Source organism: Sphingopyxis sp. Root154, from assembly GCF_001427105.1.
Taxonomy (GTDB): domain Bacteria; phylum Pseudomonadota; class Alphaproteobacteria; order Sphingomonadales; family Sphingomonadaceae; genus Sphingopyxis.
This window is the reverse complement of sequence record NZ_LMGI01000002.1, coordinates 2,051,308-2,071,627: the sequence shown is the minus strand read 5'-3', so window position 1 is coordinate 2,071,627 and position 20,320 is coordinate 2,051,308. Positions and strand designations below refer to the sequence as shown.

Annotated in this window: 12 protein-coding genes; 7 read left to right on the top strand and 5 right to left on the bottom strand. The window is 65.1% G+C overall.

All coding sequences use genetic code 11. The annotated features are described in order from the left end of the window. Positions 1–5: 5 nt before the first annotated feature. Positions 6–758 (bottom strand): 2-dehydro-3-deoxy-D-gluconate 5-dehydrogenase KduD, encoded by a 753-nt coding sequence (gene kduD / locus ASD73_RS15485; protein WP_056373742.1) that lies wholly within the window; start codon positions 756–758, stop codon positions 6–8. A gap of 93 nt (positions 759–851) precedes the next feature. Further along, positions 852–1,694, bottom strand: coding sequence for a 5-dehydro-4-deoxy-D-glucuronate isomerase (kduI, locus tag ASD73_RS15480; protein ID WP_056373241.1), 843 nt, complete (start codon positions 1,692–1,694; stop codon positions 852–854). A gap of 170 nt (positions 1,695–1,864) precedes the next feature. Here kduI and ASD73_RS15475 point away from each other — a divergent pair, with 170 nt between their 5' ends. Further along, entirely contained in the window at positions 1,865–2,914 is a 1,050-nt protein-coding gene (locus tag ASD73_RS15475) for a LacI family DNA-binding transcriptional regulator (RefSeq protein WP_056373240.1), read from the top strand. A 4-nt stretch (positions 2,915–2,918) separates the two neighbouring features. Here the strand turns inward: ASD73_RS15475 and ASD73_RS15470 are convergent, their stop codons facing one another. Then, positions 2,919–4,598: a hypothetical protein gene (locus tag ASD73_RS15470; protein ID WP_056373239.1), complete on the bottom strand. Its 1,680-nt coding sequence runs from the start codon at positions 4,596–4,598 to the stop codon at positions 2,919–2,921. Between the two features lie 86 nt (positions 4,599–4,684). Further along, entirely contained in the window at positions 4,685–7,267 is a 2,583-nt protein-coding gene (locus ASD73_RS15465) for a TonB-dependent receptor (RefSeq protein WP_056373238.1), read from the bottom strand. 388 nt (positions 7,268–7,655) lie between these two features. Here ASD73_RS15465 and ASD73_RS15460 point away from each other — a divergent pair, with 388 nt between their 5' ends. The 6 genes from ASD73_RS15460 (at position 7,656) to ASD73_RS15435 (ending at position 19,139) form a co-directional block, all read left to right on the top strand. Then, positions 7,656–8,837, top strand: coding sequence for an efflux RND transporter periplasmic adaptor subunit (locus ASD73_RS15460; RefSeq protein ID WP_056373237.1), 1,182 nt, complete (start codon positions 7,656–7,658; stop codon positions 8,835–8,837). Positions 8,838–8,843: 6 nt separating this feature from the next. After that, positions 8,844–12,044 carry an efflux RND transporter permease subunit gene (locus ASD73_RS15455; protein ID WP_056373236.1) on the top strand — a complete coding sequence of 1,067 codons (3,201 nt, stop codon included), beginning with the start codon at positions 8,844–8,846 and terminating at the stop codon, positions 12,042–12,044. After that, positions 12,041–13,453 carry an efflux transporter outer membrane subunit gene (locus ASD73_RS15450; protein ID WP_056373235.1) on the top strand — a complete coding sequence of 471 codons (1,413 nt, stop codon included), beginning with the start codon at positions 12,041–12,043 and terminating at the stop codon, positions 13,451–13,453. The genes ASD73_RS15455 and ASD73_RS15450 overlap by 4 nt, the downstream gene beginning before the upstream one ends. A gap of 154 nt (positions 13,454–13,607) precedes the next feature. Beyond that, positions 13,608–14,408, top strand: coding sequence for an ImuA family protein (locus ASD73_RS15445; protein ID WP_056373234.1), 801 nt, complete (start codon positions 13,608–13,610; stop codon positions 14,406–14,408). After that, positions 14,323–15,861 carry a Y-family DNA polymerase gene (locus ASD73_RS15440; RefSeq protein WP_156377394.1) on the top strand — a complete coding sequence of 513 codons (1,539 nt, stop codon included), beginning with the start codon at positions 14,323–14,325 and terminating at the stop codon, positions 15,859–15,861. Before ASD73_RS15445 ends, ASD73_RS15440 begins: the two co-directional genes overlap by 86 nt. Then, positions 15,858–19,139, top strand: coding sequence for an error-prone DNA polymerase (locus tag ASD73_RS15435; protein ID WP_056373232.1), 3,282 nt, complete (start codon positions 15,858–15,860; stop codon positions 19,137–19,139). Before ASD73_RS15440 ends, ASD73_RS15435 begins: the two co-directional genes overlap by 4 nt. 123 nt (positions 19,140–19,262) lie before the next feature. Here ASD73_RS15435 and ASD73_RS15430 read toward each other — a convergent pair whose 3' ends face one another. Next, the gene (locus ASD73_RS15430) at positions 19,263–20,081 is read right to left on the bottom strand and encodes a flagellin N-terminal helical domain-containing protein (protein ID WP_056373231.1); all 819 of its coding nucleotides are present in this window, start codon (positions 20,079–20,081) and stop codon (positions 19,263–19,265) included. Between the last annotated feature and the right edge of the window lie 239 nt (positions 20,082–20,320).

Genomic DNA, 20,320 nt, shown 5'->3' with positions numbered 1-20,320 from the left:
CGATGCTAGCGCGCGAGCCAGCCGCCGTCGACGGCGAGGATATGGCCCTGCACATAGTCCGACGCCGATGACGCGAGGAAGATCGCGGCGCCGCCGATGTCGGCGGGGTCGCCCCAGCGCCCCGCGGGGATACGCTCGATGATCTGGCGGTTGCGCGTCTCGTCGCCCTGCAGCGCGGCGGTGTTGTTCGTCGCAATATAGCCGGGTGCGATCGCGTTGACCTGCACGCCCTTTGCCGCCCATTCGTTCGCGAGCAGCTTGGTGAGCCCGCCGACCCCCGATTTGGAGGCAGTATAGCTCGGCACGCGGATGCCGCCCTGAAAGGTCAGCATCGAGGCGATGTTGATGATCTTGCCCGACCCGCGCGCGATCATGTGGCGCCCCACGCTCTGGCACAGGAAGAAGAGCGTCTTGAGATTGGTGTCCATCACCGCGTCCCAGTCGGCCTCGGTGAAGTCGACCGCGTCGGCGCGGCGGATGATGCCGGCATTGTTGACGAGGATGTCGATCCGTCCGAACTCGGCGAGCACCGCATCGACGAGCGGCTGCACCGCACCGACGCTCGACAGGTCGGCGGCGAAATTCTCGCCGCGGCGGCCCAGCCCGCGCACCTTGCCGACGGTCTCATCGGCGGGCGAGCGGCCCGCGGCGGCGACGTCGGCGCCCGCTTCGGCGAGCGCAAGCGCGATCCCCTGCCCGATGCCCGTGTTGGCGCCGGTGACGAGCGCGACTTTTCCTGTGAGGTCGAACATTTGCATCTTCCTACCCTTCGTCATGCCGGACTTGATCCGGCATCCATTTCAGCGGCGTTGTCTGGACCCCGGATCAAGTTCGGGGTGACGATGAATGGATTACGACAACTGACAGATGTCGAGGACGTTCATGTCGGTATAGTCCTGATTCTCGCCCGCCATCGCCCAGATGAAGGCATAGGCTTTGGTGCCCGCACCCATGTGGATCGACCAGGGCGGCGAGATCACCGCTTCCTCATTCTGCATGACGATGTGGCGCGTCGCCTCGCCCTCGCCCATGAAATGCATGACGCGGTCGGTATCGACATTGTCGAGTTCGAAATAGAAATAAATCTCGCTGCGGCGTTCGTGGATGTGCGGCGGCATCGTGTTCCAGACGCTGCCTTCCTTGAGCACGGTCAGCCCCATGACGAGCTGCGCGCTGTCGCACACGCCGGGGATGACGAGCTGGAAGATCGTGCGTTCGTTCGATTCGGCGAGGCTCCCGCGATCGAGCGCATTGGCGTCGGCGATCCCGAGCTTGCGCGTCGTGAACGCCTTGTGCGCCGGGCACGACGCAAGATAATAGCGCGCGCCTTCGCCCGCGAATTCGACGTCCTTCGCGCCCATCGTCACATAGAGGCAATCCTTGTTGCCGAGCGTGAAGCTCTCGCCGTCGACAGTGACGGTGCCTTCCACCGAAGAGACGTTGACGATCGCGAGCTCGCGGCGTTCGAGGAACGGGTGGCCCGCGGCCGACGGCGGCTCACTCTGCGCGGGCAGCTTCACCGGCGCCGAACCAACGGCAACCCCGCCGATCACGAAGCGGTCGGCATGGGTGTAGTTGAGGACGCACTCGCCTTCACTGAACAGGTTCTGGATCAGATAGCGATCGCGAAGCTCCGCGTTCGACACTTCCTCCATCATCACGGGATGGGTGGCGTAATAGGTCTTGGAAAACATGGGATCGCATCCTCGCTCGAGATTTCTGGCTTGCCGCCTTGCTAGTTTTGATGGTAACCGGTGTCAAGAGGTGTTGGCACCCCCGCCGGGCGGTTGATTTTACGCTTTCGAGCGCCCATCAGCATTGCAAAGCGCGAGCCGGGCCAGAGCTTGCAGGGGAAAGACAGAATATGGCGGCACAGAATAAGGGGCCGGGGGGCAAGCAGCCGACGATCAACGACGTCGCGGCGCTTGCGGGGGTTTCGAAAAAGACCGTGAGCCGGGTGATCAACCGCTCCGAATTCCTGACCGACAAGACGCGCGCGGCTGTCGAAAGGGCGATCGAACAATTGGGTTTCGTGCCCAATCCGCAGGCGCGCGCACTCGCCTTTCGGCGCAACTTCCTGATCGCGCTGCTTCACGACAATCCGAACGCGCAGACGGTGCTCAATTTCCAGCGCGGCGTGCTCGACGCGATCAAGGACAGCGACCTTGCGCTGCTCGTCCGCCCCGTCGATCGCGGGTCGGACAAGATGCTCGACGACGTGCGCACCTTCCTCGAGAAACAGCGGCCGATCGGCGCGCTGCTGCTGCCGCCGATCTCCGAGAATGACGACCTTGCCGCGCTCTGCGAGAATCTGGGCGTGCGCTATGTCCGCATCGGGTCGGCGCCGCTCGACGATGCGAAACATTGTATTTCGTCGAACGATCGCGAGGTTGTGGCCGAAGCGGTGCGCCGATTGATCGCGCTCGGCCACCGCCGCATCGGTTTCGTGCGCGGTCCCGTCGGCTTCCGTTCGGCCGCCGAGCGCGAAACGGGCTTTCTCGAAGCGCTGGCGGAGGCGGGACTCGACCTTCCTCCCGCATTCAACGCGCCCGGCAATTACCGCTATACCGCTGGCATCGAGGCCGGCGAAGCCCTGCTGTCGCTCGCTACCCCGCCGACAGCGATCTTCTGCTCGAACGACGAGATGGCGGCCGGCGTGATGAGCGTCGCGCACAGCAAGGGCGTGAAGGTGCCGGAGCAGCTTTCGATCATCGGCTTCGACGACAGCCCGACCGCGACGCATATCTGGCCCGCGCTCAGCACGGTGCGCTGGCCGATCCACGAGATGGGTGTCCGCGCCGCGCAAACGCTCGTGCCCGATTTTCTCGCCCCGGGCGCCAAGGTCGCCGAGGGGGCGGTTCTTGCGTCGACCTTTGTCGAACGCCAGTCGGTCGCCCCGCCTTCGGCGAATTAGAGGGTCAGCGGCGCCGACGGGCGAGCTGATATTCGTAGAGCGACGGCGCCGCGTCCACGGCATGCCCCGTGCCCTCGATGTAGGGGACGGGGTTGTAGCTGACGCTGATCCGGCGGTTCGCATGCAACCCGACGATCCGCTCGCCGGGGCCTTCGAGCCCGCTGGTAATCGCGACCGTCACATCGGCGGGAACGCTTTCGGGCATCACCAGCTTCGCGTTCCACAGCGTGTTGTAAAGGCCGTGCCCCGGCTTCCAATATGGCGCGCCGCCGCCGACCCACAGCTGATATTGCCACGCGCCCTTCACCAGCTTCGGATCGATATCCATCTCGATCGCATCGAACAGATTCTGGTGGTTCGACCCGCTGTGCTGGTCGATGATCGCCTCTGTGCCCACGATCGAGCGCAGGAACACCGACCGCGTCGAGCGCGTGTTGATGCTCACCGGATGGACGACGGGGTTCTCGACCTTCAGATCCTTGACGAGCACATTGTGCACCGCGCCGACGTGCACCGAATAATGCGCGCGGCGGTCGCCCGTCGTGGTGATGTCGGCGATCGTCAGGCTCGCGGCATTGTCGGTGAGGATGCCGCTGTCCGAACGATCGATCGTGAGCTTTTTGACCCAGCCATCGAACACGCCGGTCATATAGATACCGTTGTAACCCTGTTCGAGATGATGGCCGAACGCCGGCGCTTCGGGAAATTGCAGCCGCAGATTCTGGATGCCGACGTTCGTCAGATGCTTCCAGTCGGCGAGCACAGCAGGCTGGTCGGCACGCACTTCGTGGAGCAAAGGATCGCCGAGCGTCACCGTCTTGCCGCGAACCGCCGTTACACGCGTGGCCTGCACCACCACCGGCCGGTTCGGCGAGGTCCAGTGGTGCGACCCGATCGAGAGGTCGGTGTCGCCGTAAAGCGATTTCAGGATCTGGCTCTTCGGCCCGTCGACCGAAAACCATTGCAGTTGCACGACGTCGCCAACCTTGAGCTTTGCGGCATCGTCGACGCTCAGCGTGCGGCCGAACTGCTTGCCCGTAACGCCGTTCGCGAGCACCGGGTCACGAACATCTTTGCTAGCGTCATAGGAAACCGGGCGGCTGCCCTCGGGCGCGACATAGATCATCCCGCCGGACCAGGTATATTCGGTGAAGAGATAGTCGATATTATGCTCGGGCTCGACCTGCTGCTTCTTCTCGCGCACCATATATTCGCGCAGCTCGTCAAAATCGTGGCTTTTGTCGATGAGCTTCAGCGGGCGCGGGAACCACAGCTCGCTGCCGCCCGGCCCGTTGCCCGCACCGTCGAGCGTGATGTCGCTGCGCGTGATCCGCAGCACCTCGGTGATCTGCGTGCGCCCCCTGGGGAAGCGCAGCGTGACCTTGCCCTTGACCGCATTCGCCGCGGCGAGCGCGCGCAGCACCGCTTTTGTATCGTCGAGCCCGTCGTCGGGGATCGCGCCATGCGTGGTCACGTCAACGATCGTTCCGGCGTCGGCTGGGATCGGCGCGAGGCCGAAGCCATAGCCCGCATAGCTGAAATCGGGCAGCGGGTTCGCCGCCGCGGTCGCGGGATCGGAGAGGATTTTGGGCAGTTGCGCCGGTTGCGCCTGCAAGGGAAAAGTCAGCGCCGCGCCGAGCGTCAAAACCGAAACGAGGCGCGCACGCCGATCACCCGAAATCATAACCCGATACACTCCCTGCGGCCCCGTTTGGCATTACCCCTTTGGCATGGCGGCGAGCGACCCACACCGCCATGCCGGGGACCTCTTTAAAACTTCGCGCGCACGCCGACCGAGAAACGCCGCTCGGACAGGGCATAGCTGTTGAGCGCGGTCGTGTTGAAATTGCTATACTCGGTCGTCGCCGATTTCTTCGGCATCAGATTCTGCGCCTGGAGCGACAGCGCGATATTCTTCGTGATGTCGAGCCCGACCTGCGCGTCGAGCTGCGAGCGCGAGCCGACAAAGCTCGGCCGCCCCTCGGAGAATTCGAACACCGCCTCGTCGCGGTAATTATACGCGATACGCGCCGAGAAGGGCCCCTTCTCGTAAAGGCCGACGAGATTATAGCTGTTCTTCGACACCGCCACGAGCGGGAAGCCCGCGCTGTCTTCCGAATCCGAGTAAGTGTAGTTCGCGATCACCCCGAAACCGTCGAGCGGTGACGGCAGGAAATCCATGAACTGCTGGATGCCGATTTCGAAACCCTTGATCTTCGCGCTCGAGAGGTTCTCGGGACGCGAGAAAGTCAGCTCGCGGCCCTGCGGGTCGAGGGTTGTATCGACGCCGGTAGTGACAAAGCTCGCGATGAAATTCTTGACGTCCTTGTAGAAGACGGCGCCCGAGATCAGCGAGCTCTTGCCGGTATAATATTCGAAGCTGACATCGGCCTGCGTCGAGACCGGCGGTTCGAGATTCACATTGCCGCCGGTGACCGACAGGTTCGTCGCGTTGAAGAAAGTCGACGGCGAAAGATCCGCGATCGATGCGCGCTGCATCGTCTGCGACCCCGACACGCGGATCAGGAAGTCGTCGGTGATATTGAACGCGACGTTCGCGCTGGGCAGTATATTCGTATAGCGGTTCCTGTCCGTGCGCAGCGTGCTGACCGTGCCGACGTTGACATAGGAGTCGACCGACAGCCGTGTCGACGCGATGCGCACGCCGGCATTGGCCTTGTACGGGATGCCGGCAATCTCGCCCTCGCCAGACACCATCAGATAACCCGCGAGCGTCTTTTCGCTGAAGTCATAGTCGCGCTGCAAATTGGGCAGCAAAGTCGAGCGCCCGTTCGCATTCGGGTTCGGCTCTGCCGCCTGCGCGCGGGTAAAGACATAGTCGAAGGTCGGCGCGGTGCTCAAAAAGCCGCGCGGAAATGTCCCCGGAATGTCCGACAGGAAATCGCCCGCATCGATGAGCTTGAGGTAAGGCTCGATCTCGGCGCGCGTCGGGGTGACCTGGCTGCGGAACGCGTTCGAGCGCGCATGCAGGTCGGTGTAACGAACCCCCGCCGCGATCGTGACGCCGCCGGTTTCATAGCTGACGTCGAGCTTGCCCGTATATTCGTCGAGCAGGCCGATCAGGCGGTTGCTGCGCACGCCGTTGGTCGCGGGATTATAGGATGCGTAATTGGTGGGGTTGAACGGACCGGTCAGCGTCAGCGACGGGATCGTCGTGTCGCGGAAATCGAACGCGCCGGGGACGAGCGCGGTGCCCTGCAAGGTGATGATCTGGATCGTCTGGTCGATCGTGCCCTTGCTGTAATAGCCGTCGGCTTCGATCGTCAGCCCGTTGTCGCCTTCATATTTGCCGTTGAGGCCATAGAGGAAGCTTTCGGTCGGCTCGTTTCGGATCTGCCCCGCGGTGGTGACGGTGCCGTTGGCATTGCCCGCAACGGCCATGCCCTCCTCGACGACGCGGTTGGTGACGGGATTGTTCCCGGTCGGCAGGCGGAAGGCGAAAAAGTCCTGCCGCCGCCCGGTCTTGAGCTTCGAATAGAGCGCGTCGGCGGTGACGGTGAATTCGGGCGTCACTTCGAACTGGATCGCCCCGTTGAGACCGAGCCGCGAACGGTCGACGGTGAACTGCTCATATTGCAGCAGCACCGGGGTCGGGACCACGCCGCCGCCCGTGCCGGTATAGGTCCGGTTGAGGAAGTTGTTGCGCTCGAACGTCTGCGTCATCGACGTGCGTTTCTGATATTCGCCCGCGATCATGACGCCGATGCGGTCATCGGCGAATTTGGTCGTCGCGAAGCCAGTGATCGCGGGTTCGAACTTTTTCGAATTTTCCGAATAGACGCCCTGCGCGCGGACCGAGATCGTCGGTTCCTTGAATGACAGCGGCTTCGGCGTGACAAGATTGACCGTGCCGCCAAGTCCGCCCTCGGCATTGCTCGCGAGCGGCGACTTGCGCACCTCGAGACGGCCGAACAGGCTCGAGGGCACCGAATCGAGCCCCGACGAGCGGCCGAGCTGGTCATTCTCGGGCGGCGAAAGGCGCGCCGACCAGCCGAGCAGCGTGCGGCCGTCGACCTCGACGCGAACCTGTTGCAGCCCGCGCACCGACACCGACTGGCCTTCGCCGAAGACCCGGGTGATCTGGACGCCGGTGACGCGCTGAAGCGCCTCGGCGACGTTGGCGTCGGGCAGCTTTCCGACATCTTCGGCGGTGATGACGTCCATGACCTGGTCGGCTTCACGCTTGATGTCGGCCGCGCGTTCGAGCGACGCCCGGATACCGGTCACTACGATCGCGTCATCGGCGGCCGGAGCCGCCGCATCCTGCGCATAGGCCGGCGACAGCGCCAGCGCCAGCGCCGCGAGCGATGCCCCGCCTGCCAGTTTCGTCAATGTCCGGACGCCCCGCCTTGCCTGAATAGCCATCTTCATCCTCCCACGTCAGCGGCGGCCTGTCGCCCGCTCGCCAATGATTTCCCATGGAGATTGCGCCTGATGGCCAGCCCTCGTGGCCGCGTCAGCCGCCTTCCCGTTTCTATTTCGTTGGCCGGCTCTGGTAACCGGTGTCACGAATGATGCGGGAACGACCGGGCGTCTGTCAAGCAATAATTGTATGACAACTACCTTCCTTGTATGACAACTCGATGGAGAATGGGCCGCGGCATAAAAATTGTCGTAATTTGTCGCATCGCCCGCATTGCGCTTGCATGGGGCAATCCAATGGGTTGAAAGGGCGCAACCTCCCCCGCCTCCCGGCGAACCGATACGAGAATAACCAACTATGCTGGACAAAAGGTCGCTGTCGCTGACCGGAGTGCTGTGTGCCGCGGCTCTGTCGCTCGGCGCCTGCTCGGGTCAGGATGAAAGCAAAAACGGCCGCGGCGCGCCCGAGGTCGGCTATGTCGCCGTCAAGGTCGAGCCGGTGCCGGTGACCTCGTCGCTCGGCGGACGCACCGTCGCGTTCGAGACGAGCGAAGTGCGCCCGCAGGTAAACGGCCTGATCCGCCGCCGCCTGTTCACCGAAGGCGGCTTTGTGCGTGCCGGCCAGCCGCTCTACCAGATCGACGCGAGCCTTTATCAGGCGGGTGTCGACCAGGCCGCCGCGAACCTGGCGAGCGCCCGCGCGAGCGCGCAGGCCGCCGAGGAGCGCGCGCGGCGGCTCGAACCGCTCGCCAAGATGCAGGCGGTCGCCGAGCAGGATTACACCGACGCGCTGGCGCAGGCGCGGATGGCGCGCGCCGCGATCGCGCAGAATAACGCCGCGCTCGAAACCGCGCGCATCAACCTGCGCTATGCGACGATCACCGCGCCGATCAGCGGCCGTATCGGGCGCAGCCTCGCGACCCCCGGCGCGCTCGTCAGCGCGAGCCAGGCGAGCCCGCTCGCGGTGATTCAGCAGACCGACCCGATGTATGTCGACATGCAGCAATCGAGCGCCGAGCTGACCACGCTGCGTCAGGCGATCGAAAGCGGCGGCGTCACCGCGGGCAGCACCTCGGTGCGCCTGCGCTTGGAAGACGGCAGCGCCTATGCTTTCGCCGGCATCGTCCAGTTTTCCGACATCACGGTCAACGAGGCGACGGGCACCATCACGCTGCGCGCGCGCTTCCCCAATCCCAAGGGTATCCTGCTGCCCGGCATGTTCGTGACCGCGCTGTTCGACCAGGCGGTGAACCCGACCGCGATCCTGCTGCCACAGGCCGCGGTGCAGCGCGATTTCGACGGGTCGGCCTTCGTCTACCTCGTCGGCAAGGATAACAAGGCGGCGCGGCGCAAGATCGTCGCCGACCGCACCTCGGGCGCCAACTGGGTCGTCACCGACGGGCTGAAACCCGGTGACCGCGTGATCACTCAGGGCATCGGCAATCTGCGGCAAGGGGCGCCGATCCGCCCCGTGCCTGCGAGCAGCGCGCAGCGCATTGGCGCGCCCAAGGGCAACGACGCCCAAGCGAAGAGCAAGTAGCGCCTTATGTCGCGCCTTTTTATCGACCGGCCGATCTTTGCTTGGGTGCTGGCGATCATCGTCATGCTCGGCGGCGCGGGCGCGCTTTTTTCGCTGCCGATCGAGCAATATCCCGACATCGCCCCGGCGCAGGTGAATATCCGCGCCTCCTACCCGGGTGCGTCGGCCGAAACGATCGAGAACAGCGTCACGCAGGTGCTCGAACAGCAGCTGACCGGCATCGACGGCCTGCTCTATTTCAGCTCGCAATCGAGCTCGCGCGGGCAGGCGAATATCACAGCGATCTTCGAAAAGGGCACCGACCCCGACATCGCGCAGGTGCAGGTCCAGAACAAGATCGCATCGGCCGTCTCGCGCCTGCCGCAACAGGTCCAGCAACAGGGCGTGCGCGTCACCAAGTCGAACTCGGATACGCTGCTGCTCGTCGGCGTTTATGATTCGACGAACACGCGCGTGAACCAGGACGTGTCCGACTATATGGCGTCGAACATCCAGGATCCGCTGTCGCGCGTCGAGGGGGTCGGCGAGGTCAATATCTTCGGCGCGCCGCACGCGATGCGCATCTGGCTCAATCCGCAGCGGCTCGCGGCGGTATCGCTGATGCCGAGCGACGTGATTTCGGCGATCACCGCGCAAAACAGCGAGGTTGCGGCGGGCGACGTCGGCGGCCTCCCCGCGCCGCAGGGACAGATGCTCAACGCGACCGTCACCGCACAGTCGCGGATGCAAACGGTCCCCGAGTTCGAGAATATCGTATTGAAGACGCTGCCCGACGGATCGACGGTGCGCATCAAGGATGTCGCGCGCGTCGAGATCGGCGCCGAAAGCTATGCCGTCGTCAGCCGGATCAACGGTCATCCGGGTGCGGGCATGTCGATCTCGCTGTCGCCGGGGTCCGACGCGCTTGAAACCGCCGACCGGGTCAAGGCGCGAATGGAGGAACTCGCCGCGGACTTCCCCGACGGCCTCACCTACAGCTACGCCAACGACGCGACCGCCTTTATCAAGCTGTCGGTCAGCGAAGTGCAGAAATCGCTGTTCGAAGCAATTTTGCTCGTCATCCTCGTGATGTTCGTCTTCCTGCAGAGCTGGCGCGCGGTGCTGATCCCCGCGATCGCGGTTCCCGTCGTGCTGCTCGGCACCTTCGCGATCTTCTATATGCTGGGGTTCAGCATCAATACGCTGACGCTGTTCGGGCTGACGCTCGCGATCGGGCTGCTCGTCGACGACGCGATCGTCGTGGTCGAGAATGTCGAGCGATTGATGGAAGAAAATCCCGGCATGTCGGCGCGCGACGCGACGATCCAGTCGATGAAGGAGCTGCAGGTCGCGCTGATCGCGATCGCGCTCGTGCTGTCGGCGGTGTTCCTGCCGATGGCTTTCTTCGGCGGATCGACGGGCGTCATCTATCGCCAGTTCTCGGTCACCATCGTGTCGGCGATGGCGCTGTCGGTGCTCGTCGCGCTGATCCTGAGCCCCGCGCTGACGTCGACGCTGCTCAAGCCGAAGAACCACGATGGCGCCCCCGCCGAGGGCGGGCACTTCCCGCGCGTCCACGCCTTCCTCGAACGCGCCAAGACCGGCTTCAACACGCGGTTCGACCGCACGGTCGACCGTTATGTCGGCAGTGTTACCAAGGTCGTCGACCGCAAATGGCTCTTCCTCGGCATCTACGCCGTCCTGCTCGTCCTGCTCGTCCTCCTGTTCCTGCGCCTGCCCAGTGGCTTCCTGCCCAATGAGGACCAGGGACGCGTTTCGGTCCAGTTCCGCCTGCCCGCGGGCGCGACGCAGGCGCGCACGCTCGAAGTGCGCGATGAAATCGAAAAATATATGCTGACCGCGGAAAAGGCGAACACGCAGGCGCTGTTTCTGATCGCGGGCGGCGGCGGCGGTGCGGCGGCGGGCCAGAACACCGGGCAGGGCTTCGTCAACCTCACCCATTGGGACGACCGGCCGGGCCAGGAAAATACCGCCGATGCGATCGCCGAACGCGCGCGCAAGGCGCTGAGCGGCCTCCGCGATGCCCAGATTTTTGCGCTCGTGCCCGGCGCGGTGCGCGGCCTCGGCGATTCGTCGGGCTTCACGATGCAGTTTCAGAATCGCAGCGGGATGAGCCGCGCCGAATTCGCCGAAGCGCGCGAAAAATTGCTCGCGGCGGCGAATGCGAATCCCAAGCTGACCTCGGTGCGCCTGTCCGACTTGCCCGATGTCGCGACGCTGAAGATCGACGTCGATACGCAGCGGCTGACGGCATATGGCATCGACAATGCCGATGTGAATTCGACCCTCGCGACCGCGTGGGGCGGGCGCTATGTCAACGACTTCATCGACAAGGGCCGGGTCAAGCGCGTCTATGTCCAGGGCGACGCCCCCTATCGCGCGCGCCCCGAAGATCTGGGCCAATGGTATGTGCGTTCGGCCGACGGCGAGATGTCGCCCTTCTCCGCCTTCGCCAAGACCGGCTGGTCGACGACGCCGAGCAGCAGCTCGCGCTTCCAGGGCGTGCCCGCGTTCGAAATCTCGGGCCAGCCTTCGCCCGGCACCAGTTCGGGCGAGGCGATGGACGAAATGGAGCGGATGGCGAACGAGATTCCCGGCACCAGCGTCGCCTGGTCTGGCTCCTCCTATCAGGAGCGCCTCTCGTCGGGGCAGGCGCCTTTGCTCTATGGCCTGTCCTTGCTCGTCGTCTTCCTCTGCCTCGCGGCGCTTTACGAAAGCTGGTCGATCCCGCTCGCGGTGCTGCTCGTCATTCCGCTCGGGCTGATCGGCGCGATCTTTGCCGTCAATCTGCGCGGGCTCGAAAACGACGTCTATCTCCAGATCGGGCTGCTCACGACGATGGGATTAGCTGCGAAGAACGCGATCCTGATGATCGAGTTCGCCGAGCAGGAGGAACGCAAGGGCAAACGCGTGATCGAGGCCGCGATTGCCGCGGCGCGCATCCGTCTGCGCCCGATCCTGATGACCAGCTTCGCCTTCATCTTCGGCGTTCTGCCGCTCGCGATCGCGACCGGCGCCGGCGCGAACAGCCGCGTCGCGATCGGCACCTCGGTGATCGGCGGCATGCTCACCGCCGCCTTCCTCGCAATCTTCTTCATCCCGCTCTTCTTCGTCCTCGTCCGCCGCGGCGTGCGCGATGGCCTTGCGGCAGCGCGCGCGCGGTTCGGCAAGAACAAGGGTGAAGGCGCGGCGGAGGTGCCGGCATGATCGGCGCTCGTTCCCTCCTGATGGCGAGCACGCTCGCGCTCGCCGGCTGCTCGCTCGCGCCAAAGACGGTGCTGCCCGCGCCGCCCGTGCCGCAAAGCTGGCCCGCCGGCGACGCCTATCTGCTCCAGAGCGAGGCGGCGCTGCCGATCCTCTCGTACAAAAGCGTCTTCACCGATTCGCGGCTGCAATCGCTGACTGATCGAGCGCTCGCGAACAATCGCGATCTGCGCGTCGCCTACGCCAATGTCGCCGCGGCGCGCGCGCAGGTGCGCGTCACGCGGTCGGGGCAATTCCCCGAGCTCGGGATCAGCGCCGGGGCGGGTTATTCGGACAACGGCAGCGGCGGCACTGGCAGTGGGGGAGGCAGTGGCGATTTCTCGCTGCGCGGCGGGATCACCGCCTTCGAACTCGACCTGTTCGGCAAGCTCGCCAACGCGACCGAGGCCGACCGCAACCGCGCCCTCGGCACCGAGGCGGCGTCGCGCACCGTGCGCCTCGCGCTGATCGCCAGTCTCGCCGACGCGTGGGCGACCTATGGCGCCGACCGCGACCTGCTCAAAATCGCCGAGGACACCGCTGCCAATGCGCGCGAAAGCGTGCGGCTGACCAAGGCACGGCTCGACGGCGGCGTCGCGCCGCGCACCGATCTGCGCCAGGCCGAACAGATCCTCGCGACCGCCGAGGATTCGATCGCGCAGCAACGGACCGCGCTCGCGCAGGACGAGAATCTGATCCGCCTGCTCGTCGGCGGCGATGTCGACCGGACGCTGCTCCCCGCCAGCCTGACCGAAGTGACGCCCGCGATCGTGTCGCTGCCCGCCGGGGTCAGTTCCGAAATATTGCTCCGCCGCCCCGACGTGATCGAGGCCGAATATGGCCTGCGCGCCGCCAATGCCGATATCGGGGTCGCGCGCGCGCAGCTCTTCCCGTCGATTTCGCTGACCGGGCTGCTCGGTTTTGCGAGCAATGCGCTGGGTAGCCTGTTCGATAGCGGGTCTTTCAACTGGTCGGCGGGCGGCGATGCCACCGCGACGATCTTCGACGCCGGCGGCCGCCGCGCGGGGGTCGCGGTCAGCGAGGCGCAGCGTGACGCGGCGCTCGCGGGCTATGAGGGCGCGATCCAGACCGCGTTCCGCGAGGTCGCCGACGCGCTCGCGGTGCAGGGCACGATTTCCGAGCGGGTGCGCGCCGCGACGGCGAATACCGAAGCCGCCGCCGACACCGCGACGCTTGCCGACGCGCGCTACAAGGGCGGCGTCGACAGCTTCCTGTCCAGCCTCGATGCCCAGCGCAGCCTCTATTCGGCGCGGCGGAGCGAGGTCGGGACGCAATTGTTGCTCGCCCAGACGCGAATCGCGCTGTTCCGAACGCTCGGCGGTGACAGCAGCGCGGGTTCGACGACGCCTTAACCCCCCACATTGTCATTCCCGCGAAAGCGGGAGAGCGTGAGCGTGCCACTGGGTCCCTCAGAGATGACGAACTGGCGGTAAATACCGCCTCTCCCGACTCATCTTGACAATCGCCCCCGCTCGCGCGCTAATAGAACATAACAGGAACAAAATGATGTGCGAGTCGTCTCCCATACTCGCCGGGCTGCGGAAACGCATCGCCCGGCTGACCGTCAATGGCGGTTTCGAAAGCCGCCGGGCCGACGGCTGGCTGGCAAGCGGACACGCGCGCTTCGACGCAGCGATCGGCGGTGGGCTGATGATCGGGCGCACCCATGAATTTTTCGCTGCCGACGCGCTCGACGCGACCAGCGCCGCCGCCTTTGCCGCGCTGATCGCACTGCGCACTCCGGGCAAGGCACCGCTGATCTGGCTGCGCACGAGCGACGCCGGCAAGCGCACCGGCCATATCTATGCGCCCGGAATCGCCGAACTCGGCGGCGATCCCGACCGGCTTCTGCTCGTCGAGACCGCCGATCCCAAAATGCTGCTCGCCTGCGCCAATGATGCGATCCGCTGTGCAGGCTCGGCCGCGGTGATCGTCGAAAGCTGGGGCAAATTCCCTTTGCTCGATCTGACCGCCGGCCGTCGCCTCACGCTCGGCGCGCGCAATGCAGGCACCACGCTGCTGATGCTCCGGCTCAATGCCGTGCCGGCGCCGAGCGTCGCCGAAACGCGCTGGAGTGTCGCCGCCGCCGCCTCGCACGCCCTCGAAGCCAACGCCCCCGGCGCGCCTGCCTTCGACCTCGAATTGCTGCGCTGGCGCGGCGGCGCGGCGCCCGCGCGCTGGCGACTGGACTGGAACCATGACGAAAAAGCTTTCGGGCCAAATGCCGACGAAGCGGCGCTATCTGGCCCTCTTCTTCCCCTTCCTGCCCACCGAGCGATGGCTTCGCACGGCGCCGCAGCCGCCTGACGCCCCGCTCGTCTTCGCCGAGAAGCAGCGCGGCGCGATGCGCATCGCAAGCGTCGATGCAGAGGCGGAGGCCGTCGGGCTGCGCGTCGGCATGCCGCTCGCCGATGCGCGCGCGCAGATCGGCGCGCTCGCCGTCGTTCCGCACGACCCCGTGCTCGACCAGGACTGGCTCGACCGGCTCGCGCAGGGCTGCGCGCGCTATTCCCCGCTTGTCGCGCTCGACGCGCCCGACGGGCTGATCCTCGACATCGCGGGCGCCGAACATCTGTACGGCGGCGAGGCGGACCTCGTGCGCGATGTCGAAATGCGCCTTGCCCGGCTCGGCATGACCTTGCGCCACGCGCTCGGCCCCACCGCCGACGCCGCGCGCGCGCTTGCACGCTACCAGACGCGCCCCGCCCCCGACGAGGCGCAGGCGATCCGCCGCCTGCCCGTCGCCGCGCTCGAACTCGAAAGCGAGGCGACCACCGCGCTCGTCCGCGCGGGATTGAAGACGATCGGCGACCTCGCGAGCCGCCCGATGGCGAATATCGCCGCGCGCTTCGGCGCCGACGCCGCGATGGCGCTGCGCCGCCTGCTCGGCGATGCGCCCAGCCCGCTCGACCCGCGCATCGCCCTGCCGCCCGTGGTTGCCGAGCGCCGCTTTGCCGAGCCGCTCGGCAGCACGGCACATGCAACCAAAGTGCTGGCTGAACTCGTCGGCGAAGCGATGGAGGAGCTTGGCGAACGCGGCAAGGGCGGGCGCCATTTCCGCGCGACCTTCTTTCGCAGCGACGGCCTTGCGCGCAGCATCGCGATCGAAACCGGCCACCCGAGCCGCGACACCGGCCTCGCCATGCGCCTGTTCGCCGAGCGCATGGACAGCCTCGCCGACCCGCTCGACCCCGGTTTCGGCTTCGACATGATCCGCCTCGCCGTGCCGCGGCTCGAAGCGCTCGGCGCGACGCAATTGAAGCTCGAGGGCGGCGCGGTCCGCGCGGCGAACGAAGGCGCAGCAATGGACGAGCTCGCCGACCGGCTGACGACGCGGCTCGGCCGCGGGCGGGTGCGGCGGCTCCGCCCCGCCGACACGCATATCCCCGAACAGGCGCAGCTCGAACTGCCCGCGATCGATGCGCCGGTGCCTTTGCCCTGGCAGGCGCCCGAACCGGGCGAGCCGCCGACGCGTCCTTTCCACCTGTTCGACCCGCCGCAGCCGATCGAGGTGATCGCCGAGGTGCCCGACGGCCCTCCACATCATTTCCGCTGGCGCCGCGCGACGCACGCGATCCGTCGCTACGAAGGCCCCGAACGCATCGCCGCCGAATGGTGGCGCCGCCGCGACAATGGCGGCCTGACGCGCGACTATTACCGCGTCGAGGACGCGCAAGGCCGCCGCTTCTGGCTCTTCCGCCACGGGCTCTACGACGAAAAGCCCGACCCGCGCTGGTATATCCACGGGGTTTTCGCATGAGCGAAGCGCCCGAAACCGGCTTCGCCGAACTGGTCGCTGCGACCAACTACAGCTTCCTCCGCGGCGCCTCGCATCCGCATGAGATGGTAGCGCAAGCCATCCAACTCGGCATGTCGGGAATCGGCATCGCCGACCGTAACAGCGTCGCGGGGGTAGTGCGGGCGCTCACCGGGCTGCGCAAACTGCGCGAAGATGCCGCAGAAGACGGGATAGAGCTCCCCGACATAAAGCTCGTCGTTGGTTCCCGACTGGTCTTCGACGACGGAACGCCGGACATCGTCGTCTATCCGACCACGCGCCATGGCTGGGGGCGGCTGACGCGGATGCTCACCATCGGCAATCGCCGCACCACAAAGGGCAATTGCGTGATGAAGCTCAAGAATCTTCTGATCCACTGCGAGGATATGATCCTGATCGCGATGGCGTCCGAGAAGGATGAACCTGTCCTGCGCCGCTTGGCCGAGGTCGCACCGGGCTCGCTATGGCTGGGTGCGACGATGCCAAGAGGAGGCAGCGATCGCCGCCGTCTCTCGCGGCTAGGCGCCTTGGCCGACCGCGTCGGCATCCCGATGCTCGCGACCAACGACGCACTTTACGCCACACGCGAGCAGCGACCGCTCCACGATGTCATCACCTGCATTCGCGAAGGCACCAACCTCAACGAGGTCGGCCGCCTGCTGCGCGCCAATGGCGAGCGCCATCTGAAGTCACCGCAGGAAATACGGCGCTTGTTCCGTACCTGCCCCGAAGCGGTCGACGAAAGCGCAAACATCCTCGATCGCATCGGTTTTTCGCTGCGAGATCTGGAGTATGAATATCCGCACGAGCCAGTTCCCGAAGGCTGGGAGCCCCAAAGCTGGCTCGAACATATGGTGATGGAAGCTGCGAATAAGCTTCATCCCGACGGATTGCCGAAACGCTGGCAGGAAGTTCTCGACGAGGAACTATCCCTCATCCGCAAATGCAATTTCGCCTGCTACTTCCTGACCGTCCACGACATCGTGAATCATGCCCGCACGCGCGACCCGCCAATTCTCTGCCAGGGACGCGGGTCGGCGGCGAATTCGCTCGTCTGCTATCTGCTCGAAATCACCTCGATCGATCCGATCTATAACAACCTGCTCTTCACGCGCTTCCTGTCCGAGGAACGGCGTGAGCCACCCGACATCGACGTCGATTTCGAGCACGAACGGCGCGAGGAGGTGATGCAATATGTCTATCGCCGTTACACGCGGCGGCGTGCGGGCATTGCCGCGACGGTGATCCATTACCGGCCGCGCAGCGCGGTACGCGAGGTCGGGAAGGCGCTGGGGCTCAGCGAGGATGTCACGCAGCGGCTCGCCGACACGACCTGGGGCAGCTGGGGCAGCGAGATGCCCATCGAGCGCTTCGTCGAAGCGGGCCTGGACCCCGAGCTCGATGATATTGCACGGCTGCAATGGGTGGTCGCGCAGTTGCTCACCTTCCCGCGCCACCTGTCGCAGCATGTCGGCGGCTATGTGCTGACCGAGGACCGGCTCGACGAGACGGTGCCCATTCACAATGCCGCGATGGAGGATCGCACCTTCATCGAATGGGATAAGGACGACATCGATGAACTGCGACTGATGAAGGTCGATGTGCTCGCACTAGGGATGCTGACCTGCATCCGCAAATGTTTCGACCTGATGCGGCTGCACGATCTGGGCGATCATGACCTCCGGAAGGTTCCGGAGGAAGATTCGGACGTTTACGACATGCTGTGCAAGGGAGACAGTGTCGGCGTCTTTCAGGTCGAAAGCCGTGCCCAAATCAACATGCTACCACGCCTGCGTCCAAGGGAACTCTACGATTTGGTCATCCAGGTGGCGATCGTTCGCCCCGGTCCGATTGAGGGGGATATGGTCCATCCCTATCTGAAGCGGCGCAGCGGGGAAGAAGCGGTCGACTATCCTTCGCCGGCGGCGCCACACGATCCCGAGGAACTATTCAATCTGCTTCGCAGGACATGCGGCGTTCCGCTGTTTCAGGAACAGGCGATGAAGCTCGCCATTGTTGCCGCTGAATTTACCCCCGATGAAGCCAATGGTCTGCGCCGTGCGATGGCGACCTTCAGAAATGCCGGAACGATTCATCAATATAAGGAGAAGATGATCGGCGGCATGATCCGTCGCGGCTACGAAGCCGATTTCGCGGCCCGATGCTTCAAACAGATCGAGGGTTTCGGCAGCTATGGCTTTCCCGAAAGTCACGCCCAGTCATTCGCCAAGCTCGTCTATGTGTCGTCGTGGCTGAAATGCCATCACCCCGCGGTCTTCGCGTGCGGCATCCTCAACTCGCAACCCATGGGTTTCTACGCACCCGCGCAGCTTGTCCGCGATGCGCAGGAGCATGGTGTCGAAGTGCGCGGGGTCGATGTGAATAAGAGCTGTTGGGACAATAGTCTTGAGCGGTGCGGAGATGGCAGCCTCGCGCTTCGGCTCGGCTTTCGTCAAGTTGACGGATTTCGCGAAGAGTGGGCGAATGAGATCGTTAAAGCCCGCAGCACCACGCCCTTCGCTTCGGTCGAGGAGCTCGCGCGCCGCGCGGGCCTGCCGTCGCGCGCGCTTCGCCTGCTCGCCGAGGCCGATGCGTGCCGGTCGATGGGGCTCAAACGGCGGCCCGCGCTGTGGGACGCGCGGCGCGTTCGCCAGGGCGTGCTGCCGCTGTTCGGTGCGGCCGAAACCGACGAGCTCGGCGCCGAGGAGGATGCCGGGCTGCCGCCGACGCCGATGGTCGAGCATGTGCTTACCGATTACCAGACGACGCGGCTGTCGCTGAAAGGCCATCCGATGGCGTTCCTGCGCCGCGATTTCGCGCGCGAAGGGGTGTTGAGCGCGGCCGAGGTCGCGGCGTCGAAGAACGGCTCGATCATCCGCACCGCGGGCGTCGTGCTGATCCGCCAGCGCCCCGGCAAGGGCAATGCGATCTTTATCACGCTCGAGGATGAGGGCGGGATCGTCAATATCCTGCTCTGGGCGCGCCATTTCGAACGCTATCGCCGCGCCGTCATGGCGTCGCGGCTGATGCTCGCCGAGGGCGAGGTGCAGCGGAGCAAGGAAGGGGTGGTCCACCTGATGGCGACGCGCATCGTCGATCGGACCGCGATGCTCGACACGCTGGGCAGCGACCGCCGCTTCGACCCCGACGTCTGCTGGGCCGACGAGGTCAGGCATCCGCAGCACCCGCGCGGCTATGCGGCGAAGCATGGCCACCCACGCGACGTCCGCATCCTGCCGAAGTCGCGGGATTTTCATTGATGGATCGTTTTCCGGCTGACGCCGGAAGCGAGAAAAGATGATGCCCCGGCTGTGGGGGCCGGGGCATCGGATCAGGCTATCTAAGGGACCAACCTAATATAGCCTGAAATTTGTTCGCGAAGTTTAGCCACGGAGCAGGTTCATCACGCCCTGCGAGCTCTGGTTCGCCTGGGCGAGCATCGCGGTCGATGCCTGTGCCAAGATGCCGGCGGCGGCGAGGTTCGTCGATTCCACCGAGAAATCGGCGTCTTCGATGCGCGACTTCGATTCATCCAAATTAGTGACACGCGACGTCAAATTATCGACAGCCGAGGTCAGGCGGTTCTGCTGCGCACCGAGATTGGCGCGTTCCGACGCGACAGCATCGATCGCCGTGTCAAGCACTGCCAGCGCAGCCGTGGCCCCGCCCTGCGTAGCGACGGTGATGCCAGCCACGCCGGGAAGAGCGCCGAGGTTCGCGATCTGGATGTTCACGACTTCGGTCGCATTGATGCCGGTCTGGATATCGAAACCGGCAGCGACGCTGCCGTCGAGCAGCTTGTTGCCGTTAAACGTGGTCTGACCGACAACATCGCCGATCTGCGAGATCAGCGCGGCAACTTCCTTCTGCACCAGCACGCGGTCGGGATCGCTGAGCGTGCCGGTCGATGCCTGCATCGACAGGTCGCGCATACGGACGAGGATGTCCGAGATGCTGCCGGCCGCGCTGTCGGCGGTCTGGGCGAGCGAAATGCCGTCGTTGGCGTTGCGGATCGCCTGGGTGAAACCGCGCGAAGCGGCCTCCATGCGGGTTGCGATGGCGAGGCCGGCGGCGTCGTCCTTGGCGCTGTTGATGCGCTTGCCGCTCGACAGGCGTTCCATCGCCTGCGACTGCATTTGGTTGGCAACGCGCGAGCTATTCTGGGCGCGAAGCGCGCTCACATTGGTGTTGATGACAGTCATCTTTGTTCCTTTCCGGCCTCGATGGCCATTCCCGTGATGTGAGGGCTCGAGGAGCGGTCACGGAAAGCAGTAACGGCGGACCGCAGGGGCGATTAAGCGTACCCCGTCAAAAAAACGCCGAAACCGCGAAATAGGCCACGGCACTACCACTCAATATATTGAGAATAAGCCATTAATTTTTTTGGCACGCGCTTTGCATTGTTCTTTGCGTGCGGCACATCGCCGCCGTCAGGACGGAT